This window comes from Spirillospora sp. NPDC000708, assembly GCF_040299565.1.
Lineage (GTDB): Bacteria > Actinomycetota > Actinomycetes > Streptosporangiales > Streptosporangiaceae > Spirillospora.
On the sequence record NZ_JBEPCJ010000026.1, the window covers coordinates 74,494 to 98,195 of the forward strand.

Here is a 23,702-nt window from a genome sequence, read left to right on the forward strand (position 1 = left end):
TGAAAGTCAACTTAATCGGTAGGAATTACGTCTTTTCCAGGAAGCCGGCGCGGTCCTCGTCCAGCAGCGACGCCAGCACGGTCGCCAGCCCCGGATGGCCGGACAGGTCCGGATCGGCCTCGACCAGCGACGTCGCCTCCTCGCGCGCGTCGCGGATGACGTCCTCGTCGCGCTGCAGCGTCAGCAGCCGCAGGCTGGACGCGCGGCCCGCCTGCGCCGCCCCCAGCACGTCGCCCTCGCGCCGCTGCTCCAGGTCGAGCCGCGACAGCCGGAACCCGTCCGTCGTCGAGGCCACCGCGTCCAGCCGCTCGCGCGCCTTGCTCCCCGGCTCGGCGTCGGTCACCAGAAGGCACAGCCCGTGCAGCGATCCGCGCCCGACCCGCCCGCGCAGCTGGTGCAGCTGGGACACGCCGAACCGGTCCGCGTCCATGATCACCATCACGGTCGCGTTCGGCACGTCCACGCCGACCTCGATGACCGTGGTCGCGAGCAGGACGTCCAGCTCCCGCTCGGTGAAGCGGCGCATCACCGCTTCCTTCTCGTCCGGGTGGAGCTTGCCGTGCAGCACCCCGATCCGCAGCCCGGACAGCAGCTCCTCCAGCTGCGGCAGCAGCTCCATGATGCCGAGCGGCGACCGCCGGCCCTCCTCGTCGCCGGCGGCGACGGCGTCGCCCTCGTCGCCCTCCTTCTCCCCGATGCGCGGGCAGACGATGTAGACCTGTCGGCCCTGCCCGACCTCCTCCCGGATGCGCTCCCACGTCCGCGCGAGGAAGTTCGGCCGCTCCGGCGGCACCACGTGCGTCTGGATCTCCGAGCGGCCCGCGGGCAACTGGCCCAGCACCGACGTCTCCAGGTCGCCGAACACCGTCATCGCCACCGTCCGCGGGATCGGCGTCGCCGTCATCACCAGCACGTGCGGGCGGCCGCCGTCGACCTTCTCGCGCAGCGCGTCCCGCTGCTCGACGCCGAACCGGTGCTGCTCGTCCACCACCACGAGCCCGAGGTCCGCGAACTGCACGGTCTCCTGCAGCAGCGCGTGCGTGCCGACGACGATCCCGGCCGTGCCGGACGCCGCGTCCAGCAGCGCCGCCTTGCGCGCCTTCGCGCCCTGCGACCCGGTGAGCAGCGCCACCCGCGTCGCGTGCTCGGCGCCGCCGATCTGCCCGGCCTGCGCCAGGTCCCCGAGCATCCCGGTGATCGACCGGTAGTGCTGCTGCGCGAGCACCTCGGTCGGCGCGAGCAGCGCCGCCTGCCCGCCCCCGTCCACCACCTGCAGCATCGCCCGCAACGCGACCACCGTGTTGTGAGTCGGCGTCCATCCGTCCGTCACGTAGAGGTGACCGGGATGGGCGACGGAGATGCATTGGACCTCCTTGCGGCCGACGTACTCGATCGCGCGGATGCCCTTGCGCCTGCGCTCGTACTTCGTCCGCGGCCTCAACCGGCTCGCCTTGCGGGACAGCCGGAAGGGCGGGAAGGCGTTCGGCAGTGCGACGCTCGTCGTCCAGTAGGGCTTGCCCATCTTCATGGTCTGACGGCACCGGGCGTAGCCACCGAGCGACCGGGTCAGCCAGGCGACGTCCTCCGCCAGTCGCCGCGAGGCGGAGAGCAGGCTGACGTCCCTGCCCTCGGCTCGCAACGTCCCGTCCGCGTCCAGCAGCCCTTGCAACAGCGCATGCCGCTCTTTCGCCGATGCGTTCAGATAGCCGGCCGGAACGAACTTGTCGTGCGCCCCCTTGCCGTAGACGCCCAGGTCCCGCAGAGCGGCGATGACCGGGTTTCCCGCACCGCGACGCTCACCGAGAATCGACCAGTCGCGTGGACGATCCGCTCGCTGGACGAGCCTGCATCCATCGGGCACCAGTTCCCCTACCGCATCGACGATCTCCCGGTCCTGCGTCGATATCGCCAGCCGCCCGTACTTCATGAACCCATCGCCGAGCAGGACGCCCAAGAGGTAGGGATCGATCGGGCGGGCGATCGGCGCGTCCAACTCGGGCGCCTCGACCAAGGGCAGGTACCACTTGCTGACTCCGGACTTGCGAAGCAGGTCCTGGCGCAGTTCGCGCGTCGTCAGGACCTTGAGATCACTCCCGCGGTGCCAGCCCGTGTCGGTCTTCACCGCCCAGAGATGCTCGTCATCGCATTCGACCGAGGTCCCGTCGGAGAACACGAGGCGGTAGACCTCCCGTTCGCCTTGCGGGAACACGCCCGTCACCACCGTGACCTCGCCCTCGGGCGTGATCACCTCGTCCCCCGCCCGAAGGTCGCCCATCGGCCGGAATCCGCCGGGCGTCAACACGCCGGCGTCGATCGGCTGGGCCTTCCCGGCGCCGACGTCGCCCTGGAGGAGGCGGTGCATGGGGTGTTCGAGGGCCAGGTCGGCGGCGATCTCGTCGCCGACCTCGCGCTGGCCCTTGGTCAGCTCGAACGGCAGGCGGGCGTCGAACTCGGCGAGGACGCCGCCGAACGACGGCGGGCGCGGCTTCGCCGGGAGGGCGGCGGCCGCGAGCCGGCGCTGCGCCAGCGCGACCTGCACGACGAACGCCTCGTCCCACTTCAGGCGGGCGCGGGCGCGGGTCAGCTCGTCCCAGGACTTCGGCCGGTGGATCCCCTCGTACGCCTCGCGGAGGCCGATCAGCCCGCGGCGGCGCAGCAGCGCCTCGGGCATCGGGTCGGCGGGCAGGTCGAGCTGGTCCAGGACCATCCCGACCGACATGCCGATCGTCTCGATGTCCAGGCCCTTGGTCGACGGGTAGATCGGGATGATCTCGTCGGCCCACTCCTGCGCGGCCTGCTCGGCGGTCCGCTCCGCGACGACCTTGTACTGCGGGTGGGTGAGCTGCCGCTGCACGTTCCCGCTGCGCGGCCGGTAGGTGCTGATCTTGCCGGCGAACAGGCCGCGGGTGCCGGGCGACAGGTCCTTCTCCGGGCGGTAGGAGCCCTTGCGGCCGAAGAAGCTCAGCTTGAGCTGCCCCGTCCCGTCGGTGACGGTGATCTCCAGGACGTAGCCGGGGCTGCGGGTCAGCGAGCGGCCCTGCACCTTCACGACCTCCGCCATGACGGTGACGTGCTCGCCGTCGAGCAGCTCGTTCAGCGGCGTCAGCTCGCCCCGGGTGGCGTAGCGGCGCGGATAGTGGTGCAGCAGGTCACCGGCCGTGTGCAGGTCGAGGCCCTTCTCCAGCACCTTGGCCGTCTTGTCGCCGAGAACCTTGCGCAACGGCTCGTCGAGATTCGCCACGGACCCTTTCTAGCCCATGGCGGCGACACGAATCACTCGACTCCGATGAGCAGCGGGTAGCGGCGCTGCGCCCCGTCGTAGAGGGCGACCTCCACATCGGGACGGCCGTCGCGCAGCTGGTCCTCCAGCCGCTCGGCCAGCCCGGGCGGGGCGTTGCGCCCGGCGATCAGGGTGACGAGCTCCCCGCCGCCCGACAGCATCCGGTCCAGGACGCGCCGCGCGACCTCCGCGATGTCGGCGCCGATCGTCGCGACGTCGCCCTCGATCAGGCCGAGGACGTCGCCGGGCCGGCACAGGCCGACGCTCGTCACCGCCTCCTGCGCGGCGACCTCCAGGTGCCCGAACCGGGTGGCGCCGGCGGCGCGGGTCATCGCGATGACGTCGTCGCCGAAGCGGCGCAGCGGGTCGTGCACCGCGAGCGCGGCGAGGCCCTGCACGGACGCCTTCGCCGGGACCACCGCGATGCGCGCGCCGCCGTCCCGCGCGCGCTCGGCGGCGGCCTCGGCGAGCGCGAGGACCTCCGGCTCGTTCGGCAGCACCACCACCTCGTCACCGGCCGCGAGGATCGCCTCGGCCAGCACGGCGAGCGGCGGCACCGCGCCGGGCTCGCGCCGGACGACCCGGGCGCCGGCCTCCTCGAACAGCGCGGCCAGCCCGTCGGCGGCGGTCACCGCGATCACGGCGCGGCCCGCGTGCGGCCGGTGCGGCTCGTCCGGGGACGCGGCGTGCAGGTAGGTGACGCGGATCCGGTGCGGGCGCCCGGCGGCCAGGCCCGCCTCGATCGCGGCGCCCGCGTCGTCGACGTGCACATGGACGTTCCACAGGCCGTCGCCGCCGACCACGACGAGGGAGTCGCCGAGGCCGTCGAGCCTCTCCCGCAGGTCGTGGACGGCCGCGTCCGGCGCGTCCAGCAGGTACATGACCTCGTAGCCGGGTCCCTGCGGTTCGGGGCGCGCGGCCGGCGGCGGCGTCGCGCCGGCGGCACGGGCGGGGACCTCGTAGTGCTCGGGGTACTCGTCGGTGACCACGGCGGCGAGCGCGTCGAGGACCACGCACAGCCCGGCCGCGCCCGCGTCCACGACGCCGCTGCGGGCCAGCACATCGAGCTGCCCGGTCGTGCGGCGCAGCGCGCGGCGCGCCCCGTCCGCCGCCGCGCGGGCCGTCCCCTCGATGCCCGTCGCGGACGCCTCCGACGCCGCCGACGCCGCCTCGCCCAGCACGCTCAGGATCGTGCCCTCGACGGGATGCTCGACCGCCGCCCTGGCCAGCACCGACGCGTGCTCCAGCGCCTCCGCGAGGGCCTCGCCCCCCGTCCGCGCCGGCGGCGAGCCGAGCACGTCGGCCATGCCCCGCAGGACCTGGCTGAGGATCACCCCGGAGTTGCCCCGCGCGCCCAGCAGCGCGGCCTGCGCGACCGCTCGCCACGTGTCCGCCTCGCACGCGCCGGAGGGCAGGGCGTCCGCCGCTTCCGCCGCCGCGAGGACGGTGAGGTGCAGGTTCGTTCCGGTGTCGCCGTCGGGGACGGGGAAGACGTTCAGCGCGTCGATCTCCCCGCGGGTGCGGCCGAGGGCGTCCGCCGCGAGCCTGCACCACCGCCGCACCGACGCCGCATCAAGGACCATCGGGTCATCTTGCAGTGCCCTCCCCGCCGGGCGCCAGAGCCCTGACCGCGGCTTCGATTCGCTTAGTCAGGGACCGTTCGGCTAGTCTGATCCGTGCGCCTCGTCCGAGGCGCGATCAGTGAGCGCCCACGATGCCCGGCCCCGTCCGAGGCGGCGACGGGCGGCGCTCCGGTAGAGCATCGACACCACTTGGAGTTTCCCGTGGCTTCCGTCTGCGACGTCTGCGGCAAGGGACCCGGTTTCGGCATGCGCGTCTCCCACTCGCACCGCCGCACCCCGCGCCGCTGGAACCCCAACATCCAGCGCGTGCGCGCCGTCGTGAACGGCAGCACCAAGCGGATCAACGCCTGCACCTCCTGCATCAAGGCCGGCAAGATCGTCAAGCCGACCGTCTGAACCGCGGGACGCGAGCCTGAGCCGGTTCATCGGGACAGCCCGGTGAGCCGGTTTTCGCATGCCCGGACACTTTTGACGAGAAGCGCCCGGCCGTCACGCGAGCGCGTGACCTGACCGGTGGAGGCGACGCCGGAGGCGAGGCTCTCGGGCCGGGCTTGGGAGTTAACGCCACCGCCAGCCGTGGTCGACGGGGCCGATGCCGGCGCCGAGCGGGAAGCCCGCGGCGATCGCGCCGGTGACGTACTCCTTGGCCTTGCCGACCGCCGCGGGGACGTCGTCGCCGAGCGCGAGGTGGGAGGCGATCGCGGACGCGAGGGTGCAGCCGGTGCCGTGGGTGTGCCGGTTGTCGTGCCGCGGCGCGGTGAAGCGGTGCTCGTGCTCCCCGTCGAACAGCAGGTCGGCGGGCTCGCCGGGAAGGTGGCCGCCCTTGATCAGCACCCAGCGGGGGCCGAGCGCCTTGACCGCCTCGGCGGCCTCGCGCAGGCCCGCCTCGTCCACCACCTTGACGCCGGTGAGCTGCTCGACCTCGTACAGGTTCGGGGTGACGACGGTCGCGGCGGGCAGCAGCGCCGAGCGGACCGCGTCGACGGCGTCGGGCGCGAGCAGCGAGTCGCCGTGCTTGGAGACGCCGACCGGGTCCACGACGGACGGGGCGTCGGAGGCGGCCAGCGCCTCGGCGACGGTCTCGACGAGCGCGGTCGACGCCAGCATCCCGGTCTTGATCGCGTGCACGCCGATGTCGGACAGCACGGAGTCGAGCTGAGCGCGGACGGCCTCGACCGGCAGCTCCCAGTAGCCCTGGACGCCGAGGGAGTTCTGCGCCGTGACGGCGGCGATGACGCTCATCCCGTGCACGCCGAGCGCGAGCATCGTCTTCAGGTCCGCCTGGATCCCGGCGCCGCCGCCGGAGTCCGAGCCCGCGATGGTGAGCACGAGGGGCGGGGCCTGGCGGGGCGCGGGCGCGTTCTGCTGCATGGCATCCACTTTATGGCGATCCATCGCGCGGCGCGGCTCCCGGCCGGGGGCGCTCACAGGATGGTGCAGGCCAGCTTGTTCATGACGCAGTAGGTCGGCTTCCGCGGCGTGCCGTTCGCGGTGAAGACGAACTGGGCGGAGCGTCCGGGCGCGAGCCCCGTGCGGCCGCGGACGTAGGCGAGCTGCCCGGTCTTCACGACGATGGCGCCGCTGACCGCGCGCACCGTCACGTTCGGGATCTTGAACGCGAGCGCCCAGCGGGAGATCGCCTTCTGCCCCTGGTTGGTGACGGTGCCGGTGGCGCGGAAGGCCGTGGTGGTGCGGGAGACGACGTGGAAGGCGATGACGAGCCCGTCGGGGCGGCTCGCGCGGCTGGCGCGGTTGCCCGGCCCGCGCTGGGAGACCGTGCTGTCGCGCGGGTTGGTGTCGACGGGGTTCTTGGGGGCGCCGCCGGCGAAGTTGAGGGAGATCTGCTGGGTGCTCAGCGCGTAGGCGACGACGCCGACGGCGATGACGAGCGCGACGATCGGCAGCATCGGGACGGGGAGCGCGGACACGAGCCGGGCGACCCGGGCCCGCGTCGAGCGCGGGGAGGCCGCGGTGTCCGCGGCGGGCGCGGCGGGCGCGGCGGGTGGCTGCGCGATGCCGTCGACGGCGGGACCCGACGCGGGCCCGGACGGCGGCAGGGAGGGGGCGGGAGCGCCGGGGACGCGGTCGTCGCGGCCGGCCATGGCGGCGGGGAGGTCGCCCGGGTAGTCGCCGGGATAGGGCTCGAAGCGGCGCGGGTCCGGGGGGCCGTGCTGGCGCTGCGCGGCGGGCGGCGGGCCGGCCGGGGAACCGGGCGAGGAGGCGGGAGGGTAGGGCTCGTAGGAGAAGAACACCTGGTCGTCGGTCGGGCCGGAGAAGGCCTCGTAGGACGGGCCGGGAGGGGCTCCGAGGAACGAACCCGCGGGCGCCGGATCGTCCGGCGCGGGCTCGTCATCGGGTCGCTCGCGCTTGGTGTGTCGTCCCATCCCATTCCTCTTCGATCACAGGATGTATACCAAACCAGTACCAAACATGCCTACCGGATGAGGGAAAGCGCACCCCGTCGACACCCGGCGTCGACCGGCCGTTCACCCCCGGAAATGGTCCCATCCGGAGGCGTCCGGAACGCGCCCGTCGACGCGCACTCCCGCACCTTTCCGTACGGTTCCGATCACCGTCCAGGACGGGGGCGGCGGCGAATCGGGCGGGAATGCGCCGGCGAACGCGTGGTCCTCGCCGCCGGTGAGCACGTGCCGCAGCCCGTCCGGGCCGAGGAACTCCGGGACGACCAGTCTCGCGGAGTCGACGTCGATCCGCACCCCGCTCGCCTCGGCGAGGTGCCCGAGGTCCTGGACGAGCCCGTCGCTCACGTCGAGCAGAGCGGTCGCGCCCGCGTCCCGCGCCTCGGCGCCCGCCTCGTACGGCGGCTCGGGGCGGCGGTGCGCGGCGAGCAGGTCGGCGGGCCCGTCGCGTCCCTCGGCGAGCAGCGCCAGCCCGGCGGAGGCGTGCCCGAGCCGGCCGCGCACCGCGACGAGGTCGCCGGGACGGGCGCCGGACCGGGTGAGCGGCGCGCCGCCGCCGAGGTCGCCGAGCGCGGTGATCGCGAGCGTGACCTCGGGGGCGCCGACCACGTCGCCGCCCGCGACGGACGCGCCGGCGCGGCGGCACTCGTCGGCGAGGCCGTCGTAGAGCCGCTCGGCCCAGGCCGTCTCGGTGGACGGCGGCGCCGCGAAGCCGACGAGCAGCGCGGTCGGGCGGGCGCCCATCGCGACCACGTCGGCGAGGTTCTGCGCGGCGGCCTTGCGGCCGATGTCATAGGGGCCGGACCAGTCGCGGCGGAAGTGCCGTCCCTCGACGAGCAGGTCGGTGGTGGCGGCGACCCGGCCGTCCGGCGCGGCGATGACCGCGGCGTCGTCGCCGGGGCCGAGCAGGACGGCGGGGCCCTGCGGCAGCCGCCGCGTCAGCCGGCCGATCAGCCCGAACTCGCCCAGCTCCCCGATGGTGCCCATCCGCCCCGTTCCCGCCCTCTCACCGCCCGGCGCCCGTGTCCCGCCGGCCTCGTCCGGCCCGTGAATGGGCTGTGCGGCCCCCGAACGCCCACGGCGCCGCCTAACACGATACGGTGACCGTCCGACGGCTAATTCTCCGCCCAGGGGAGGACGTGATGGTGCAGGCCTACATCCTCATCCAGACCGAAGTGGGCAAGGCGGCCGAGGTCGCGGGGCACATCTCCGGAGTTCCCGGCGTGACCCTGGCGGAGGACGTCACGGGACCCTACGACGTGATCGTCCGAGCGGAGGCGCGGAATGTGGACGAGCTGGGCAAGCTCGTCGTCGCGCAGATCCAGACGGTCGAGGGCATCACGCGGACCCTCACCTGCCCCATTGTCCACATCTGAGCTCCGGTTCCGCTGGGCGCCGCTGCTGCTGGCTCCGCTGATGCTGCTGCCGGCCGCGTGCGGGGACGGCGCGGTGGAGGTCCCGGTTCCGCATCCGGACGCGGCGACGCAGCGGCTCTGCGAGGGGCTTCGCCTGCCGGCGAAGGTGCACGGTCGGTCGCTGCGCGACACGAAGCCGGATTCGCAGCTGACGGCGGCGTGGGGGTCACCGGCGATCGCGCTGCGCTGCGGCGTGCCGATACCGGCGGCGCTGCGGCAGACGTCGGAGCTGGTGGACATCAACGGGATCAGCTGGTTCGGGCAGCCGGTGGACCGTCCGGTGACCTGGACGGCGGTGGGGCGGCAGGCGTACGTCGAGGTGACCGTCCCGGCGAAGTACCGGCCGGCCGGGGACGTGCTGATCGAGCTGACCCCGGCGATCAAGGCGACGATCCCGGCGAAGCCGGAGGGGCAGATCTAGGCCGTCCCCGTCACGCGCGGGCGCCGTCGCCGCCGGGCAGGATGAGCCGCGCCATCTCGGCGAGCCGGTCGGCCATGCGGGTGTAGGAGGTGTAGCCCATGCCGGCGTGCAGGAGCGCACCGGAGTAGGCGAGTTCCAGCGCGCCGAGGACCGCGGGGTCGTCGTGGTCGCCGAGGGCGTCCCGCAGCCGGGTGCGGATCGCGACGCCGACGCGGGCGCGCAGCTCCCGGACGTCGGGGTCGGTGCCGAGCATCGCGGTGGTGCACGCCGCGGCGAGCTCCGGCTCGTCGGAGACCAGCAGCGCGATCTCGCGCAGCACCCGCTCGACGCGGCCGGCGACGTCGGGGTCCTCGCCGGTCTCGACGGGCGGCAGCGCGCTGAGGCGCCGCCAGAACACCTCGGTGATCAGGTGGTTCTTGGACGCGAAGTAGGTGTAGGCGGTGGCCGGCGCCACGCCCGCGCGGCGGGCGACGTTGCGGACGGTCAGCCCCTCGTAGCCGGTGTCGCGGACCTCCTCGACGGCGGCGTCGGTGAGCCGGCGCACCGTGTCGGCCTGCCGCGGCGTGAGGCGGCGGCGCGGGGGCTCGGTCGACACTTCTCCGGACACATGTCCAGACATTAGTTCAATGCCCGCCGCCCCGGCAACTCGTTAACTCTCCGTTATCACGGGTAACAGTCCGCTGTCCGGAGCGCCGCGTTTCCGGCACCACAGCGAACGACCGACGCGCCTGGGAAGGGAACCCGATGCGCACTCTCCTGGTCCATCCCAGCGGACTGATGTACTCGGAGATCTTCCTGCGGCTGGAACCGCTCGGGGTCGAGCGGGTCGCCGCCGCGCTGCGCACCGCCGGCCACCAGGTCCGGCTGCTGGACCTGCAGGTCTTCACCCACGACGACCTGCGCCGCGAGCTGCGCGAGTTCCGGCCGGAGGCCGTCGGGTTCGGGGTGAACTACCTGGCCAACGTGCCGGAGATGATCGACCTGGCCAAGGAGGTCAAGCGCCGGCTGCCGGAGTGCTTCGTGTTCGCCGGCGGGCACAGCGTCTCGTTCATCGCCCAGCACGTCCTCGACCAGGCGAACGGGGCGCTGGACGCGGTGCTGCGCGGGGAGGGCGAGGTCGCGGCGCCGCTGCTGCTGGAGGCCGCGCGCGACGGCGGGCTCGGCGAGGTGCCGGGCGCCGTGACCGCCGACGGCACCTGCAAGAAGGTGCCGCTGCTGCTCGACAGCCTGGACGCGCCCCGTCCGGCCCGCGACCTGACCCGGCGCCGCCACAAGTACTTCATCGGCGTCCTGGACCCGGCCGCGTCCATCGAGTTCACCCGCGGCTGCCCGTGGGACTGCTCGTTCTGCAGCGCGTGGACGTTCTACGGGCGCACGTACCGGAAGGTGTCGGCGGAGGCCGCGGCGGAGGAGATCGCCTCGATCCGCGAGCCCGGCCTGTTCATCGTGGACGACGTCGCGTTCATCAAGCCCGAGCACGGCGACGCGATCGCCGCCGAGGTGGAGCGGCGCGGCATCCGCAAGGAGTACTACCTGGAGACCCGCGCGGACGTCCTGCTGCGCCACCCCGAGGTCTTCGAGCGGTGGCGGCGGCTCGGCCTGAACTACATGTTCCTCGGCATGGAGGCGCTCGACGAGGAGGGGCTCGACCGGTACCGCAAGCGGACCAGCCCGGACACCAACATCAAGGCCCTCGAACTCGCGCGCCGGATGGGCCTCACCGTGGCCATCAACCTGATCGTGGACCCGGCCTGGGACGCCCGGCAGTTCAGACTCGTCCGGGAATGGGCGCTGTCGGTGCCCGAGATCGTCAACCTCACCGTGATGACGCCCTATCCCGGCACGGAGATCTGGCATACCGAGTCCCGCAAGCTGACGACGCGCGACTACCGGCTCTTCGACATCCAGCACGCGGTGGTGCCGACGAACCTGCCGCTGTACGAGTTCTACCGCGAGCTGGTGAAGACGCAGTCGGTGATGAACCGCAAGCACCTCGGCGTCGCCGCGGCGGCGCAGACGCTCGGCATCATGGGCCGCCACCTGTGGCACGGGCAGACGAACTTCGCCAGGTCGATCTGGAAGTTCCGGTCCGTCTACAACACCGACCGGCAGTACGGCGACCACCTGCGGAAGGTCCGCTACGAGCTGCCGGTGCCCGACCACCGCTCCGTCGGGCCCGCCGGCCGCAAGGTGCTCTACATCCACGAGCGCCAGCGCTGACCGCACCCCGGGAGGGGGATCCGGTGGGGCGGGTGGGATTCGAACCCACTCAGCATTGCACCTGTTTTACAGACAGGCCCGACTCTCCCGCGTCGGCGCCGCCCCGGGCGCGGGCCGACGGCCCGCCCAGTACCTCCGGAGGGATTCGAACCCCCAGCACACGGCACCTCATGCCGCTGTCTCTACCGTTGGACTACGGAGGCGTGCGTGCGGCTCCCGGGATTCGAACCCGGAACGTCCACCATCTGAGGATGGCCCCTCTGCCTGTTGGGGTAGAGCCGCAGGTCTGTGCGAGGCGTCGCTCGCGGCGGCTCGGCCAGGGGCCTCTAGGAGAGGGGATACCGGCCGGGGCGGGCGTGCGACGCCGAGGGCAGTCGAAGTCGTAGCTGCTCCATCGCCATGGCCGGTCCTCCTCTCGAGGTCTCGTGTCGCCGTCTTCGACGGGCTGACGTGTTCTACGGTGCCATCCGCGCCGGACGGCCCGCAACGGATTAAACGCGCGGCCGGCCCGGCGTCATCCGCTGGACGTGTCGTCCGGCAGCGACCAGCCGAGCAGGACGAGCAGCCAGAACGCGACCATGAGCCAGCCGAGCGCGATCCCGGTGATCGCGAAGCCGAGGCCGCGCTGCCGGGAGCGGCGCACCCGCGCCCACGCGATGTGCCCGGCGACGATCGCCGGGATGGACGTCAGCCCGCACGAGATCAGCCCGACGAGCCCGCAGGTCAGCGCGTAGATCGAGGCGTGGTTGTAGGACGGCTTGCCGTACCCGTTCGGGCGGGCGGCGGCCCCCGGCGCCTGGGTCGCCGGGGCGTAGCCGGGCGCGGTGCCCTGCGGATACGGCGCCGGGCGCGCGGCGACCGCGTCGGCGTACTTCTGCCATGACTCGGCCTCGGCCGTGCGTCCCTGCATGCCGAGCATCACCGCGAGGTTGCGCATCGCGGACGGGTCGCCCGCCTGCGCGGCCTGCCGGTACTGCCGTTCGACGAGCGCGTCCGCCTCGCCCGCCGCGAGCGCCGGGGAGGGCGGGGGTGTCGGAGCCTGCGCCGGGCGCTGCATGGAGGCGTGCGCAGCGGGCGGCGTAGAGGCGTGAGCAGGGGGCGGTGCAGCGGAGAGGCCCGCATGCCGTGCGGGCGGTGGACTCGCCGGGCCGCCCGCGGAGGCGGCGTGCCCCGGCGTCCCCGCCGACGTCATGCCGGTCCGCGAAGCGCCGGCGGGCGCCTGCCGGGGCGCGCCGCCGGAGATCAGCCGGTCCAGGAGCGCCTGCGCGGACGGGCGGCGCGCCGGGTCCTTCGCCAGCGCCGCCTCGACCGCGCTCCGCAGCGTCCCGCTCAGCCCGCCCAGGTCGGGCTCCCCGCTGACGATCTGGTGGATGATCGCGGGGATCGAGTCGCCGCCGAAGCAGGGGCCGCCGCGCGCCGCGAACGCGACGGTCGCGCCCCACGCGAACACGTCGGACGCGGGGGTCGCGCCGCGCCCGTCGAGCTGCTCGGGCGCCATGAACGCGGGCGTGCCGACGATGCCGCCGGTCGCGGTGAGGCGCGTCCCGTCCACCGAGCGGGCGATGCCGAAGTCGATGACGCGCGGGCCGAACGTGGACAGCAGCACGTTCGCGGGCTTGAGGTCGCGGTGCACGACGCCCGCGTCGTGGATCGCGGTGAGCGCGGTCGCGATGCCGACGGCGACGGCCTCCAGGTCGGCGCCGCGCAGCGGGCCGTCCTTGGCGACGGCGGCGTCCAGGCTGGGACCGTTGACGAACTCGGTGACCAGGTACGGCGGGTCGGCCGCCGGGTCGGCGTCGAGGACCGGAGCGGTGCAGAAGGGGCGGACGCGCTGCGCCGCCGCGACCTCCGCCTGGAACCGCGCCCGGTACTGCCGGTCGGCGGCGTACTCGCGGCGGATCACCTTGATGGCGACCTTGCGGCCGGTCCCGTCCAGCCCGACGTAGACCGTCCCCATCCCGCCCTCGCCGAGCCGGTCCGCCACCCGGTAGGGGCCGATGCGATCCGGCAGGTCGGCTGGCGGCACGGCACGTTCTCCTCAGGACGGGACCACTTTCCCCAAGCCTGGCATATCCGGGCAGCGGGCGTGGCCTCCGCCGGGTCACAGGTCGAGGGTGATCCGCCCTCCGGTGGCGCGCGAGACGCAGACCAGCATGGAGTCGTCGCCCTGGTCGGACGGCGCGCGGTCGTCCACGGCGCCGGCCAGCACGCCGGTCCGGCAGGTGCCGCAGAAGCCCTGCCGGCAGGAGTAGGCCACGTCCGGCAGCTCGTCCCTGATCACGTCGAGCGCGGACCGGTCGGCGGGCACCGCGAGGGTGCGGCCGCTGCGGCGCAGCTCCACCTCGAACGGCTTCCCGCCGACGATCGGCGGCGGCGCGAAGCGCTCGTAGTGCAGGGTCGCGTTCAGGCCGACGGCGGCGCGGACGGCGTCGATCATCGGGGCGGGGCCGCAGCAGTACACGGCGGTCCCGTCGGGGACGTCGCCGAGCAGGTCCGCGGCGGACGGCACGCCGTGCTCGTCGTCGGTGCGGACGGTCACGCGGCCGGCGGGCAGCTCGTCCAGGAACGGCAGGGACGTGTGGGTCCGGCCGGTGTAGACCAGGCGCCAGTCCGCGCCGAACCGGTCGGCGGCGACGGCCATCGGCAGGATCGGCGTGATGCCGATGCCGCCGGCGAGGAACACGTACCGGTCGTGCGCGAGGAACGGGAACGCGTTCCGCGGTCCCTGGACGGCGACCGGCGCGCCCTCCCCCAGCTCGTGCATCTCGACGGATCCGCCGCCCCCGTCGGGCAGGCGGCGGACGGCGATCCGGTAGGCGCGCCGGTCGGCGGGGTCGCCGCACAGCGAGTACTGGCGGCGGCGCCCGGACGGGAGCAGCACGTCCAGGTGGCCGCCGGGCTGCCACGGGGGCAGGACGCGCCCGTCGGGGGCGGCGAGCCGCAGGCTGACGACGTCGTCGGCTTCGCGGCGCACCTCCCGCACGGTCAGGCGCAGCGTCCGGTCGACGGGCCGGACGGCCGGCGGGGCGGGGGCGCGCAGCGCGCGGAACCGCTGGATGCCGTTGAACGCGGCGTTCACCGCGACCCAGAACGGGTCGCGGTCGCGGCGTCCCCGCAGGTCGGGCGGGATCATCGCAGGGCCGCCCGGGCCGCCGGGGACGCGGCGAGGTAGGCCAGCGCCTGGCTGGTGGACCCCTCGTTCAGCGGGCTGTAGGTGCGCCTGAGGTAGCGCCGCACGGACGCGCCGACCATCCGGCCGTCCGGGGTGAGGCCGGCCGGGCCGGTGCGCCGCAGGTGCCGCAGCCCGCCCTTGATCCGGCCCCGGACGATCGGGTCGCGGGCCATCAGGAAGCGGTGCCCGCGGTGCCACAGCGCCCCCAGCATGGTGATCGTCTCGCCCATCGCGCGGAGCCGGGCCGCATACGAGCCGTCGAGGTGCATGAACAGGTCGTGCGCGACGTGCCTGTGCTCGACCTCCTCGGCGCCGTGCCAGCGCAGCAGGTCCAGCATCATCGGGTCCGCGCCCGCCTCGTCCAGCGCCTTCGCGTTGAGGATCCAGTCGCCGAGGACGCCGGTGAAGTGCTCGATCGCGGCGATCAGCGCGATCCGCTCGAACAGCCAGGCGCGCTTGCGGTCGCCCTCCAGTCCGCGGTCGCCGAGCAGGTCCTCGAAGACGAACTCGACCTGCCGGACGAACGGCCGCACGTCGAGGCCCTGCTCGACGAAGTGGTCGAGGACGGCGTCGTGGGAGGCGGCGTGCATGGCCTCCTGGCCGATGAAGCCGAGCACGTCCTCGCGGAGCCGGTCGTCGCGGATGTACGGGACGGCCTCCTTGAAGACCTTGACGAACCACTCCTCGCCGGCCGGCAGCAGCATGTGCAGGACGTTGATGAGGTGGGTGGCCACCGGGTCGCGGGGGATCCAGTGCAGGGGGACGTCCGACCAGTCGAACCGGACGTCGCGCGCCTGCAGGACGATGTTCTCCGGCTCCGGGGGCCGTACGGGCGGACGCTGGACCGACATGGGCTTCCCTCCGGCGCGCCGACGGGCTATTGACGAGACGTCTAGTAAGTTACCGGCGGTCCCGGCGCCCAACAATGGCACGGTCCGGTGAGGATCGTCACCCCGCCGGGTCGCCGGCGAGCGCGAGGGCCGGGACGACCAGCAGCAACGAGCACGCGGCCGCCGCGAAGGCGCCCGCCGCGCCGGCGTGGTAGACCGGCAGCCACACCAGCGGCGCGACCGCCCCGCCGCCGAACCGGAACGCCGACACCGCCGAAAGCGCCCCGCCCCGGTTCCGCGGCACCGCCCGCATCGTCAGGCTCTGGAGCGCGACGGTCATCATCGACGCGCCGGCGCCCGCCAGCGTCCACCACACGGCGAGCGCGCCCACGGAGCCGGACGTCCCGACCACCGCGACGAACCCTCCGGTCACGACGGCCGCGACGCCTCCGCACAGCCGTGCCCCGGCGCGCTCGGCGACGCGTCCCCAGACCGCGCCGAGCGCCAGCCCCGCCACCCCGAACCCGAGCAGCGCGACGCCCGTGAGGTCCGCGCCGGCGTGCAGCTTATCCCGCGCGTACAGCGCCACGAGGAACGGCAGCGCGGACGCGCCGAGGTACGACACGAACGAGGCCGCCGACAGCAGGCCCATCCGCCGGCTCAGCAGCGGCCGCCAGGGCGGTGCCGCCGCGGCCGGGCGCGGGTCCCCCGGCGGCGGCGCGAACGCCAGCAGCACGGCGGCTCCCGCGACCACGACGAACCCGAGCCGCCACGACGACGCCGCGGCGAGGCCGCCGACCAGCGGCGCGAACGACTGCCCGGCCGCCTGGCAGCTGGAGTACGCCCCGACGGCCCGGCCGAGGCGGTCGCGCGGGACGATGTCGCCGAGCCCGGCGAGCAGCAGCGGCGAGGTGAACGCGTTGGCCGCCCCGAGCGCGGCCCGCGCCCCGAGGAACAGGCCCAGCGCCGGCGCGAGCGCGCACACCAGCGAGCCCGCCGCGTACACGAGGTAGGCGATCCGGACCGTCCGGCGGCGGCCCCACCGCTCCCCGAGCGTCCCGGACACCAGCTGGACCAGCGCGAACGGCACGAAGTAGGCGGTCAGCGACGCGGCCGCGGCGCCCGCCGAGGCGTGCACGGACCGGCCGATCTCGGGGAGCATCGGCGAGACGACGCCGCCGCCGAGCGGGCCGAGCAGCGCGCCGCCGTAGACGGCCCCGACCTTGATCCGCTGCAGTGCCACCGCTCCCCCGGCGCTCACCCTAGATCATTTCGCCCCGGCTTCGGGGCTCCCGCCCCGAATCTTCGCGATGCGATGGACGCCGGGTTCGAGGTGATCCGCCCTTGCGCCCCGGACGGTCCTGAACTGTAGTCTGGACACCTGTCCAGAAACAGCGGCCGGACGGCCGCGCGCGGAGGGGACTGTGAGCATGAGGTTCGAGGGAAGGGTCGCGGTCGTCACCGGCGCCGCCCAGGGCATCGGCGAGGCGTACGCGCGGGGCCTCGCGGCGGAGGGCGCGTCCGTCGTCATCGCGGACGTCGACGAGCGCGGCCAGGCCGTCGCCGACGACATCAAGGGCCTGTTCGTGCGGACGGACGTGTCGGACCCGGCGTCCACCGAGGCCATGGCCGCCGCCGCCGTGGAGCGGTTCGGCGGCATCGACCACCTGGTGAACAACGCGGCCATCTTCGGCACGATGAAGCTGGACTTCCTGTTCACCGTCGACTGGGACTACTACAAGAAGTTCATGGCGGTGAACATGGACGGCGCGCTGCTCTGCGCGCGCGCCTGCTACCCGCACATGCAGGCGCGAGGCGGCGGGTCGATCGTGAACCAGTCGTCGACGGCCGCCTGGCAGTACTCCGGCTTCTACGGGCTGGCCAAGGTCGCGATCAACGGGCTGACGCAGCAACTCGCGCACGAGTTCGGCAGCATGGGCATCCGGGTCAACGCGATCGCGCCGGGCCCGACGGACACCGAGGCGAACCGCAAGGTCGTCCCCGGCAACATGTCGCAGAAGATCGTCGACCAGAAGATGGCTCTCAAGCGGATGGGCACGCCCGAGGACATGGTCGGCGCCTGCCTGTTCCTGCTGTCGGACGACGCCGCGTGGATCACCGGGCAGATCCTGAACGTGGACGGCGGCGAGGTGTTCCGCGCCTAGCGCCGCGGTCGCGGCCCGGAAGCGGCGGGCGGGAGCGGGCCCGGTCCGGCGGGCGGTGCGGGCGCGGTCCGGAGAGACGGCGGGCCGCGCCCGCGGCTAGGCGATCCGCGGAGACGGGTCGGGCATCAGCATCGGCCCGGTCACCCGGAACCGCTCGACGCCCCGCCGGGTCAGGTTGATCCGCAGGTCGATCCAGCCGGGCAGCCCGGAGGCGCCGCAGTCGGGGGCGCCGCGCAGCGGGAAGTGCAGGTCGCCGACCGACAGCTTGGCGCCGTGTACGTGCACCGGCAGCAGGATCCGGGACCCGGCGGTGAGCGGCGCGATCGCGCAGCCGCCGATCTCCCGGCCGCGGTCCGCGCTGCGCACCGCCTCCGCCGCGACACGGGCGCGGGCCGCCGGATGGACCCCGCCGAGCAGCATCCGGCCCCGGTCGCCCTCCGGCGTGGCCCGGACGGACCGCGGCGCGCACCCGATGAGGCCCGGATGCCCGGACGCGCAGTACACCCCGTCGGCGCGCCCCACGCCGAGGACGTCCACCACGATCACGTCGCCGGGCTCCGCGCCGACGACCACGAGCGGGCCGCACAGCACCGCGTCCTCGCCCGGCTCGCGGGCCGCGCACTCCATCCGGACGGTCCCACCGGTGATCACCTCGGCGACCGCCGGGATGGCGGGATGCCAGCGGTCGTGCCCGGGGACCGGCCGCCCCCTCCCCTCCAGCGTGAAGGGGGCGGCCGGGGCGGGCGGAACGGGTGAGAGCGTCAAGGCGGGCGTCCTTCCAGAACGGTGACCGGGAACGGTCCCGATCCTGGCCGGGGCGCGTTTCAGCCGGATTTCACCGCCGCGAAGGACACGTCAAACCGCCTTCACCGGGAACCGGAAGGCGGCGCCGCGGCCCGCTTCCGGAGCCGGGCACCGGGCACCGGGCGCCGGGCGCCGGGGTCAGCGGAGCCCGGTGGAGCGCCGCAGCGCGGTCTGGATCAGCCGGTCGACGAGCGACGGGTAGTCCAGCCCGGTCGCGGCCCACATCTGCGGGAACGCCGACGCCGGCGTGAACCCCGGCATCGTGTTGATCTCGTTGAGGATCCAGCGCCCGTCCGGGGTGTGGAAGAAGTCGACGCGGGCGAGGCCCTCGCAGTCCAGCGCCTCGAACGCCTGCGCCGCGATGGTCCGGACCTCGTCGATCGCCTCCGCGGGCAGGTCCGGCGGGATCGCCATCCGGGTGCCGCCGTCGAGGTACTTGGTCTCGAAGTCGTAGAAGTCGTGGTCGCCGGCCATCAGCACCTCGGCGGGCAGGCTCGCCTCCGGCGGGCCGTCGTCCACGCCCTGCAGCACGCCGCACTCGATCTCGCGGCCCTCGATCGCCGCCTCCACGATCACCTTCGGGTCGTGCTCGCGGGCCGTCTCGACGGCCGTCTCCAGGTCGGCCTCGTCGGTGACCCGGGTGATGCCCATGCTGGACCCGGCGCGGGCCGGCTTGACGAACACCGCCCGTCCGGCGGCGAGCCCGAGCTGCTCCTTGACCTCGTCGAGCTTGCGCTTGCGCTCGCGGCGCCACTCCCGGTCGCCGATCAGCACGTACGGGCCGACGGGCAGCCCGCGCGCCTGCCAGACGAGCTTCATGAAGCCCTTGTCCATGCCGACCGCGCTGGCCAGCACCCCGGCGCCGACGTACCGGACGCCCGCCAGGTCCAGCATGCCCTGGATCGTGCCGTCCTCGCCGTACGGGCCGTGCAGCAGCGGCAGCACGACGTCGACCTCGCCGAGCGTGGCGGGGACCTTGCCGGGCTCGACGACCATCAGCCCGCGGCTGTCGGGGTCGAACGGCAGCGCGAGGGCGCTGCCCGCGCCGGACACCTCGGGCAGGCGGCCGTCCTGGATCGCGAGCCGCTGGTCCTCGGGCGCGAGCACCCAGCGGCCGTCGCGGGCGATGCCGATCGGCAGCACCTCGTAGCGGTCCCGGTCGATCGCGGCCATCACGGCGCCCGCGGTGACGCAGGAGATCGCGTGCTCGGAGCTGCGCCCGCCGAACACCACGGCCACGCGAATCTTGGAAACCTGGGACATGATTCCCGACCCTACCGGTGATCAGTACGGTGCTGCCACGAACGATCCGGGCGTGCCCCGGCCTCCGGACGCGACGTCGCGTCGTCCACGGGTCACACTCCGTACCGTTCCGGCTTCGGTGAACGGGAGATCAGCGAGATCGCCGCCTCCGTGATGGGGGTGCCGTGGTACAGCACCGAGACGACCGCCTCGGTGATCGGCATCTCCACGTTGTGCTTGCGGGCCAGCTCCAGCACCGCCTCCGAGGACTTCACGCCCTCGGCGGTCTGCTTGGTGGCGGCGACGACCTGCTCCAGCGTCATCCCGCGGCCGAGGTTCTCGCCGAACGTCCGGTTCCGCGCCAGCGGCGACATGCAGGACGCGGCGAGGTCGCCCATCCCGGCGAGCCCCGCGAAGGTGTGCTCGTCGGCGCCGAGCGCGATCCCGAGCCGGGTGATCTCGGCGAGCCCGCGGGTCATCAGCACCGCCTGGGTGTTGGACCCGAACCCGAGCCCGACCGACATCCCGACGCACAGCGCGACGACGTTCTTGATCGCCCCGCCCAGCTCCACGCCGATCACGTCGGTGGAGGTGTAGACGCGGAAATAGGGGGTCATGGTGGCGGCCTGCAGCCCCACCGCGGCCTGCTCGTCCACGCAGGCGGCGACCGCCGCGCTCGGCTCGCCGGTCGCGATCTCGCGCGCCACGTTCGGCCCGCTGAACACCGCGACCCGCTCCTCCGGGACGTCGGCGACCTCGCGGACGACCTCCGACATCCGCCGGGTGGTGCCGAGCTCGACGCCCTTCATCAGGCTGACCAGGACGGCTCCGGGCGGCAGCAGCGGCACCCAGCCGGAGAGGTTGTCGCGCAGGCTCTGCGCCGGGACGGCGAGCGCCACGAAGTCGGCGCCGTCCAGCGCCTCGGCCGGGTCGAGGGTCGCCCGGATCGCCGCGGGCAGCTCCACGCCCGGCAGGTAGTCGGCGTTCTCGTGCCGCTCGTTGATCGACTCGACGAGCTCGGGCCGGCGCCCCCACAGGGCGACCTCGCCGCCCGCGTCGTGCAGCAGCTTGGCGAACGTGGTCCCCCAGGACCCGGCGCCCATCACCGCGGTGCGGTAGGTCACGAGTCACCCGCCTTCGTCTTCTCGGTGGTGTCGGACGCGCCGTCCGCCGGCCCGGCCGGGTCGGGCACCCCGGCGGTCCCGGCGGTCCCGGCGGTCCCGGCGGCCGCCGCGTCCCGGGCCGCCGCGTCCTCGGCCTCCTTGGCGGCGCGGCGCCGCTCCTCCAGCACCCGGTGGTGGTCGTAGCGCTCGGCGGGCGGCCGCTCGCCGCGCAGCTCGCCGAGCAGCTCGGAGATCACGTCCATGATCTCGTCGGTGGCCGCGCGCAGCGTCTCCTTGGAGAGCGGCAGCCCCTCGTACTTCGACAGGTCGATCGGCGGCCCCGCGATCACCTTCATCGTCTTGCGCGGGAACGGGTGGAACCCCTTCTTCAGGCTCCCGGCGAGCCCGCGCTGCTCGGCCTTCTTGTACGGCAGCAGCTCGTGCGCGCCCCACGTCGCGACCGGGACGACCTTCGCGCCCGTCTGCAGCGCCATCCGCGCCACGCCCGTCTGGCCGGTCATCGGCCACAGCTCGGGGTCGCGGGTGCAGCTGCCCTCCGGGTAGAACATCAGGCACTCGCCGTCCACCAGCGCCTTCTCGGCGTCCTTGAGGGCCAGCGCGGCGTCGGCGCGGTCGCGGTGCACGGGGATCTGGCCGGTGCCGCGCATCGCGGCCCCGACGATCGGCGTGCTGAACAGCGCGGCCTTGGCCAGGTAGACGGGGTAGCGCCCCGCCTCGTAGACGAAGTGCGCGAGGGCCAGCGGGTCGGACTCGGAGATGTGGTTGGCGGCGATGATCACGCCGCCGGTCCTGGGCACGTTGCCCCGGCCGCGCCAGTCCCGTCTCAGCAGCCCGAACAGCAGGGGCCGCAGGATGACGATCGTGAGCTTGCGCCAGCCAGGCGAGTACCCGTGGCTCATGACCCGTCCCTCCTCCATCCGTACCCGACGTGAACGCGGGGTGTCCACAAGTGTCGCGGTTGTCTGCGCATAGTGTCGAGTTGCCATGTCTACCCCAGCGCCCAGCGCGCCTCATCCCGAGTGGTCGCTCGTCGTGCCGGTCAAGGTGCTGGCCAGGGCCAAGACCCGCATGTCGGCGGCGGCGGGGCCGCACCGCGAGGCGCTCGCCCTGGCGGTCGCCGCCGACACCGTCGCGGCCGCGCTCCGCTGCGCGCGCGTCCGCGATGTGATAGTGGTCACCGACGACCCCGTCCCCGCCGGGGAGCTGGCCGCGCTCGGCGCCCGGATCGTCCCCGACGAGCCCGACGCCGGGCTGAACCCGGCCCTGATCTACGGCGCGGGGCGCGGCCGCGACCTCGCCCCGGACGCGGGCGTCGGCGCGCTGTCCGCCGATCTGCCCGCCCTGCGGCCGGACGAGCTCGCCGCGGTCCTCGACGCCGCGGCTCGGGCACCGGAGGCGTTCGTCCCGGACGCGGCGGGCATCGGCACCACGCTCTATACGGCGCGTCCCGGGGTCCCTTTCTCTCCCGCGTTCGGCGGGGACTCCCGCACCGCGCACCGCGCGCGCGGCGCTCGCGAACTGCTGCTGCCCGGGACCGACAGCGTCCGGCGCGACGTCGACACCCCCGACGACCTCCGCGCCGCCCTGGCCCTCGGCACCGGCCCGCGCACCGCGGCCGTCGCCGCGCTGCTCCCCGATTTCGCGCCGTCCGCCGGGCACGGCCGGGGATAGGGTTCCCGCATGCAGGGGACGGTGAAGGACTTCGACCCGGCCGCGCGGGCGGGGAGCGTGCTGCTGGACGACGGGACGGAGCTGCCGTTCGACGCGGACGCGTTCGCGGCGGGGGGCCTGCGGCTGCTGCGCTTCGGGCAGCGGGTGAACCTGGCGATGGAGGGCGACCGGGTCGCGGTGGTGACGCTGTCGACGTTCCCGTTGCCGGGGACCTGAACGGGCCGTGGAAACGGCAGCGCCCGGGACCGTTCGGAACGGTCCCGGGCGCTGCCGCGGTGAGGCTACTTCTTGCCGGCCACCAGGTTCTTGAAGTCCGCCCCGGCCTTGAACTTCGGCACGGACGTCGCGGGAACCTCGATGGTCTTGCCCGTTGCGGGGTTGCGGGCCGTACGGGCAGGCCGGTCGGCCTTCTCGAACGAACCGAACCCGGTGATCGCCACCTTGTCGCCCTTGGCGACGGCGGATTGGATCGCCTCCAGGATCGCGTCGACGGCCTCGGCTGCGGCCTTCTTGCTGCCCAGCCGGTCAGAGATGGCGTCGACCAGCTCACGCTTGTTCATGGGTTACTCCTCTAGTTCCCCCCTTGCCCGAACGAAACTAAGGGACCCTCAGCATGGACACAATCACCTGCACGCAGAAGTTGCCGTGTCGCTGGCGTTTTTGTCGGCCTCGCCCCCGTCTCGCCGGGTGACCGGACCGGATCCGGCCACTGCGCACGCTAACGGACGTCGGGCGCCTCGTGGAAATCGGCCAGGAACGCCTCCAGCCTGCGGGCGGCCAGGTCGGAGTCCCTTTTCGCCAGATCCGTGATCGCCAGGAGGTGGCGGATGAGCCGCTGCCGGGTCTGCGGCGGCAGCGGCGCCACGGCCCGGTGCGCGTCGCGCAGCTGCCGGGCGAGCCGGGTCAGCGCCGGGTCGTCCCACTCCGGCCCGCTCCACGGCGTGGCGTTCACACAAGCCCCCCAACGCTCGGGCGTCTTCGTCCCCTGCGAAGAATTGTCCCGCGCGAGGCTACGCGACCCCCGCCCCGGGGTCCCCCGACCCCCCCGGAACCCGCCCCCAGGCCCGGGTGTCCAAAGCCAGACCCGAGGGTTTTGAAGCCCAACCCGGGTGTTCGAAGCCCAACCCGAAGACTCGAACCCCAGCCCGAAGGTTCGAACCCCAGCCCGAAGACTCGAAGCCCAGCCGGGGGGTTTGAAGCCCGGCCACCATCACGGGCAGGCACGCGGAGCGAGCGCAGCGAGCGGAGCGGGCATGCCCGACGACGGACGGGGGGTTTTGGGCCCGGAGGCCGAGGGGGGGGGGGAAAAACCCCAGCCGCGGGGGGCGGGGGTGCCGGGGGGGGGGCCCCCCGGG

At 73.9% G+C, this 23,702-nt stretch carries 22 protein-coding genes, 3 tRNA genes and 2 pseudogenes; 7 read left to right on the forward strand and 20 right to left on the reverse strand.

Features of this window, described 5'->3' with window-relative positions; translation table 11 throughout:
* Positions 1–25: 25 nt before the first annotated feature.
* The 3 genes and pseudogenes from ABT299_RS20385 to ABT299_RS20395 form a co-directional block, all read right to left on the reverse strand.
* A pseudogene (locus ABT299_RS20385) lies at positions 26–1,666 on the reverse strand (helicase-related protein); the annotation flags it as partial.
* A 1,071-nt stretch (positions 1,667–2,737) separates the two neighbouring features.
* A pseudogene (locus tag ABT299_RS20390) lies at positions 2,738–3,241 on the reverse strand (OB-fold nucleic acid binding domain-containing protein); the annotation flags it as partial.
* A 32-nt stretch (positions 3,242–3,273) separates the two neighbouring features.
* Positions 3,274–4,863 (reverse strand): DAK2 domain-containing protein, encoded by a 1,590-nt coding sequence (locus ABT299_RS20395; protein ID WP_500251688.1) that lies wholly within the window; start codon positions 4,861–4,863, stop codon positions 3,274–3,276.
* Positions 4,864–5,064: 201 nt separating this feature from the next.
* Between ABT299_RS20395 and rpmB the strand changes: the two genes are divergently transcribed.
* Positions 5,065–5,259, forward strand: coding sequence for a 50S ribosomal protein L28 (gene rpmB / locus ABT299_RS20400; RefSeq protein ID WP_067632165.1), 195 nt, complete (start codon positions 5,065–5,067; stop codon positions 5,257–5,259).
* 162 nt (positions 5,260–5,421) lie between these two features.
* On the opposite strand, the gene thiD is transcribed toward rpmB, so the two are convergent.
* From thiD to ABT299_RS20415, 3 genes are all read right to left on the reverse strand, one after another.
* Positions 5,422–6,234, reverse strand: coding sequence for a bifunctional hydroxymethylpyrimidine kinase/phosphomethylpyrimidine kinase (thiD, locus tag ABT299_RS20405; protein ID WP_387027297.1), 813 nt, complete (start codon positions 6,232–6,234; stop codon positions 5,422–5,424).
* Between the two features lie 53 nt (positions 6,235–6,287).
* Positions 6,288–7,247, reverse strand: coding sequence for a cellulose binding domain-containing protein (locus ABT299_RS20410; RefSeq protein ID WP_500251689.1), 960 nt, complete (start codon positions 7,245–7,247; stop codon positions 6,288–6,290).
* 102 nt (positions 7,248–7,349) lie between these two features.
* The gene (locus tag ABT299_RS20415; protein WP_433139728.1) at positions 7,350–8,270 is read right to left on the reverse strand and encodes a thiamine-phosphate kinase; all 921 of its coding nucleotides are present in this window, start codon (positions 8,268–8,270) and stop codon (positions 7,350–7,352) included.
* Positions 8,271–8,425: 155 nt separating this feature from the next.
* Between ABT299_RS20415 and ABT299_RS20420 the strand changes: the two genes are divergently transcribed.
* Both ABT299_RS20420 and ABT299_RS20425 read left to right on the forward strand, forming a co-directional pair.
* Positions 8,426–8,659, forward strand: coding sequence for an Lrp/AsnC family transcriptional regulator (locus ABT299_RS20420; RefSeq protein WP_151542521.1), 234 nt, complete (start codon positions 8,426–8,428; stop codon positions 8,657–8,659).
* Entirely contained in the window at positions 8,646–9,119 is a 474-nt protein-coding gene (locus ABT299_RS20425; RefSeq protein WP_241755851.1) for a DUF3515 domain-containing protein, read from the forward strand. The genes ABT299_RS20420 and ABT299_RS20425 overlap by 14 nt, the downstream gene beginning before the upstream one ends.
* Before the next feature lie 10 nt (positions 9,120–9,129).
* Here the strand turns inward: ABT299_RS20425 and ABT299_RS20430 are convergent, their stop codons facing one another.
* Complete coding sequence (locus ABT299_RS20430; protein ID WP_347256818.1) at positions 9,130–9,726, reverse strand: TetR/AcrR family transcriptional regulator; 597 nt, start codon at positions 9,724–9,726, stop codon at positions 9,130–9,132.
* Positions 9,727–9,863: 137 nt separating this feature from the next.
* Between ABT299_RS20430 and hpnR the strand changes: the two genes are divergently transcribed.
* Positions 9,864–11,339, forward strand: coding sequence for a hopanoid C-3 methylase HpnR (gene hpnR, locus ABT299_RS20435; RefSeq protein ID WP_500251690.1), 1,476 nt, complete (start codon positions 9,864–9,866; stop codon positions 11,337–11,339).
* A 24-nt stretch (positions 11,340–11,363) separates the two neighbouring features.
* On the opposite strand, the gene ABT299_RS20440 is transcribed toward hpnR, so the two are convergent.
* From ABT299_RS20440 to ABT299_RS20470, 7 genes are all read right to left on the reverse strand, one after another.
* A tRNA-Tyr gene (locus tag ABT299_RS20440) sits at positions 11,364–11,444 on the reverse strand.
* A 25-nt stretch (positions 11,445–11,469) separates the two neighbouring features.
* Positions 11,470–11,542: transfer RNA gene (locus ABT299_RS20445), tRNA-Leu, on the reverse strand.
* Positions 11,543–11,547: 5 nt separating this feature from the next.
* A tRNA-Leu gene (locus ABT299_RS20450) sits at positions 11,548–11,621 on the reverse strand.
* A gap of 232 nt (positions 11,622–11,853) precedes the next feature.
* Positions 11,854–13,365, reverse strand: coding sequence for a protein kinase domain-containing protein (locus ABT299_RS20455; protein ID WP_387027289.1), 1,512 nt, complete (start codon positions 13,363–13,365; stop codon positions 11,854–11,856).
* 75 nt (positions 13,366–13,440) lie between these two features.
* The gene (locus ABT299_RS20460; RefSeq protein WP_500251691.1) at positions 13,441–14,472 is read right to left on the reverse strand and encodes a PDR/VanB family oxidoreductase; all 1,032 of its coding nucleotides are present in this window, start codon (positions 14,470–14,472) and stop codon (positions 13,441–13,443) included.
* Positions 14,469–15,362: a metal-dependent hydrolase gene (locus tag ABT299_RS20465; RefSeq protein ID WP_433139744.1), complete on the reverse strand. Its 894-nt coding sequence runs from the start codon at positions 15,360–15,362 to the stop codon at positions 14,469–14,471. Before ABT299_RS20465 ends, ABT299_RS20460 begins: the two co-directional genes overlap by 4 nt.
* Before the next feature lie 97 nt (positions 15,363–15,459).
* Entirely contained in the window at positions 15,460–16,602 is a 1,143-nt protein-coding gene (locus ABT299_RS20470; protein WP_500251692.1) for an MFS transporter, read from the reverse strand.
* A gap of 169 nt (positions 16,603–16,771) precedes the next feature.
* Here ABT299_RS20470 and ABT299_RS20475 point away from each other — a divergent pair, with 169 nt between their 5' ends.
* Positions 16,772–17,506: an SDR family oxidoreductase gene (locus tag ABT299_RS20475; RefSeq protein WP_190859679.1), complete on the forward strand. Its 735-nt coding sequence runs from the start codon at positions 16,772–16,774 to the stop codon at positions 17,504–17,506.
* A 96-nt stretch (positions 17,507–17,602) separates the two neighbouring features.
* Here ABT299_RS20475 and ABT299_RS20480 read toward each other — a convergent pair whose 3' ends face one another.
* From ABT299_RS20480 to ABT299_RS20495, 4 genes are all read right to left on the reverse strand, one after another.
* Positions 17,603–18,271: an acetamidase/formamidase family protein gene (locus ABT299_RS20480; RefSeq protein ID WP_241755850.1), complete on the reverse strand. Its 669-nt coding sequence runs from the start codon at positions 18,269–18,271 to the stop codon at positions 17,603–17,605.
* A gap of 177 nt (positions 18,272–18,448) precedes the next feature.
* Complete coding sequence (locus tag ABT299_RS20485) at positions 18,449–19,573, reverse strand: D-alanine--D-alanine ligase family protein (protein ID WP_190859677.1); 1,125 nt, start codon at positions 19,571–19,573, stop codon at positions 18,449–18,451.
* Positions 19,574–19,665: 92 nt separating this feature from the next.
* Positions 19,666–20,655, reverse strand: a complete 990-nt coding sequence (locus ABT299_RS20490; RefSeq protein WP_190859846.1) for an NAD(P)H-dependent glycerol-3-phosphate dehydrogenase — start codon at positions 20,653–20,655, stop codon at positions 19,666–19,668.
* Positions 20,656–20,672: 17 nt separating this feature from the next.
* Positions 20,673–21,575, reverse strand: coding sequence for a lysophospholipid acyltransferase family protein (locus ABT299_RS20495; RefSeq protein WP_500251693.1), 903 nt, complete (start codon positions 21,573–21,575; stop codon positions 20,673–20,675).
* Positions 21,576–21,660: 85 nt separating this feature from the next.
* Between ABT299_RS20495 and cofC the strand changes: the two genes are divergently transcribed.
* The gene (gene cofC, locus ABT299_RS20500) at positions 21,661–22,347 is read left to right on the forward strand and encodes a 2-phospho-L-lactate guanylyltransferase (RefSeq protein WP_190859672.1); all 687 of its coding nucleotides are present in this window, start codon (positions 21,661–21,663) and stop codon (positions 22,345–22,347) included.
* Between the two features lie 9 nt (positions 22,348–22,356).
* Positions 22,357–22,563, forward strand: a complete 207-nt coding sequence (locus tag ABT299_RS20505; protein ID WP_190859670.1) for a hypothetical protein — start codon at positions 22,357–22,359, stop codon at positions 22,561–22,563.
* A 65-nt stretch (positions 22,564–22,628) separates the two neighbouring features.
* Here the strand turns inward: ABT299_RS20505 and ABT299_RS20510 are convergent, their stop codons facing one another.
* Both ABT299_RS20510 and ABT299_RS20515 read right to left on the reverse strand, forming a co-directional pair.
* Positions 22,629–22,907 (reverse strand): HU family DNA-binding protein, encoded by a 279-nt coding sequence (locus ABT299_RS20510; RefSeq protein ID WP_151542535.1) that lies wholly within the window; start codon positions 22,905–22,907, stop codon positions 22,629–22,631.
* 158 nt (positions 22,908–23,065) lie between these two features.
* The gene (locus tag ABT299_RS20515; protein ID WP_190859668.1) at positions 23,066–23,299 is read right to left on the reverse strand and encodes an SCO5555 family protein; all 234 of its coding nucleotides are present in this window, start codon (positions 23,297–23,299) and stop codon (positions 23,066–23,068) included.
* Between the last annotated feature and the right edge of the window lie 403 nt (positions 23,300–23,702).

Bases quoted from the DNA above. Each gene is read 5' to 3' on its own strand.
- ABT299_RS20460 (WP_500251691.1), bottom strand. From the start codon at position 14,472: ATGATCCCGCCCGACCTGCGGGGACGCCGCGACCGCGACCCGTTCTGG.
- hpnR (WP_500251690.1), top strand. From the start codon at position 9,864: ATGCGCACTCTCCTGGTCCATCCCAGCGGACTGATGTACTCGGAGATC.
- thiD (WP_387027297.1), bottom strand. From the start codon at position 6,234: ATGCAGCAGAACGCGCCCGCGCCCCGCCAGGCCCCGCCCCTCGTGCTC.
- ABT299_RS20415 (WP_433139728.1), bottom strand. From the start codon at position 8,270: ATGGGCACCATCGGGGAGCTGGGCGAGTTCGGGCTGATCGGCCGGCTG.
- ABT299_RS20475 (WP_190859679.1), top strand. From the start codon at position 16,772: ATGAGGTTCGAGGGAAGGGTCGCGGTCGTCACCGGCGCCGCCCAGGGC.
- ABT299_RS20505 (WP_190859670.1), top strand. From the start codon at position 22,357: ATGCAGGGGACGGTGAAGGACTTCGACCCGGCCGCGCGGGCGGGGAGC.
- ABT299_RS20490 (WP_190859846.1), bottom strand. From the start codon at position 20,655: ATGGGCGCCGGGTCCTGGGGGACCACGTTCGCCAAGCTGCTGCACGAC.
- ABT299_RS20420 (WP_151542521.1), top strand. From the start codon at position 8,426: ATGGTGCAGGCCTACATCCTCATCCAGACCGAAGTGGGCAAGGCGGCC.
- cofC (WP_190859672.1), top strand. From the start codon at position 21,661: ATGTCTACCCCAGCGCCCAGCGCGCCTCATCCCGAGTGGTCGCTCGTC.
- ABT299_RS20495 (WP_500251693.1), bottom strand. From the start codon at position 21,575: ATGAGCCACGGGTACTCGCCTGGCTGGCGCAAGCTCACGATCGTCATC.
- ABT299_RS20410 (WP_500251689.1), bottom strand. From the start codon at position 7,247: ATGGGACGACACACCAAGCGCGAGCGACCCGATGACGAGCCCGCGCCG.
- ABT299_RS20465 (WP_433139744.1), bottom strand. From the start codon at position 15,362: ATGTCGGTCCAGCGTCCGCCCGTACGGCCCCCGGAGCCGGAGAACATC.
- ABT299_RS20395 (WP_500251688.1), bottom strand. From the start codon at position 4,863: ATGGTCCTTGATGCGGCGTCGGTGCGGCGGTGGTGCAGGCTCGCGGCG.
- ABT299_RS20510 (WP_151542535.1), bottom strand. From the start codon at position 22,907: ATGAACAAGCGTGAGCTGGTCGACGCCATCTCTGACCGGCTGGGCAGC.
- ABT299_RS20485 (WP_190859677.1), bottom strand. From the start codon at position 19,573: ATGTCCCAGGTTTCCAAGATTCGCGTGGCCGTGGTGTTCGGCGGGCGC.